This is a genomic window from Pseudoalteromonas sp. 0802 (genome assembly GCF_013350085.1).
Taxonomy (GTDB): Bacteria; Pseudomonadota; Gammaproteobacteria; order Enterobacterales; family Alteromonadaceae; genus Pseudoalteromonas.
Genome location: NZ_JABVXE010000064.1, coordinates 1 through 917, shown reverse-complemented (window position 1 = coordinate 917; position 917 = coordinate 1). Strand labels below are relative to the sequence as shown.

1 protein-coding gene is annotated in these 917 nt (G+C 34.9%); it reads right to left on the bottom strand.

Translation table 11 applies throughout. The features are described 5' to 3' along the window. Window positions 1-203: 203 nt before the first annotated feature. Window positions 204-917 (bottom strand): diguanylate cyclase (locus HUS61_RS21115; RefSeq protein ID WP_175092379.1); only part of this gene is annotated, 714 nt, incomplete at its 5' end.

Here is a 917-nt window from a genome sequence, read left to right as displayed (position 1 = left end):
GAGGGAGTAGAAACAACGCAGCATGTTGAATACTGCAAGTCTAAAAATGTCGACATGCTTCAAGGTTATAGCTATTCTAAGCCATTATCTTCACAAGATCTGGAAAGTTTTTTGTTACCGTTTAAATCTTAAATAACTTGCTACACCACCCATTTGAACATTAGTTTGGAACGTGATTTTAATGAGTAGGTAACGTATTTTACCTAGTATTCAACACGGTTTTTCCCTTCTTTTTTCGCTTTATATAGTAGTTTATCAGCTTGCTTTATCACATCTTTAATGGACAATTTTTTATGTAACTCAACCACACCGGCACTAAATGTAAAATTCAACGCTTTGTTACCATGGTTAATCAACATAGTTTTAACTCCACTTTGCAGCCTTACTAGAGCATTCTTAGCCTCTATGACATTGACCCCCTGAAACACAATAACGAACTCTTCACCTCCAAAGCGAAAAATTAAATCTTCACGCCTAAGAAAAGTCTGAGCTATCTTTGAAAACCCCTTTAATACCTCATCACCTGCTTGGTGACCGTACGTGTCATTTATTGATTTAAAATTATCGAAATCAATAAAACCAATAGCCAAAGGCAAGCTTTTTCGTACATGGAGGCTTATAGTTCTTTCAATGGCATCAAAAAAATACCGACGATTATAAACACCAGTTAAGTCATCATAAAACACTAAGTTAACAAGCTTATCTTCTAGCTTAGCTTGTTTTTGGGCCATAAATCGATATGTACAACAATCAGCAATCAACTCAGCAAAATAAACTTCATCCTTATTCCACTCTCTGAAATTGGCTTTTTGTTCAAAACAAACAACCCCGATAGGACTCCCTTCACTAAAGATAATTGTATCAAGCATCGACTTGATATTTTCTGTTTTTAAATAAGTATAAGTGAAGTCGATTGT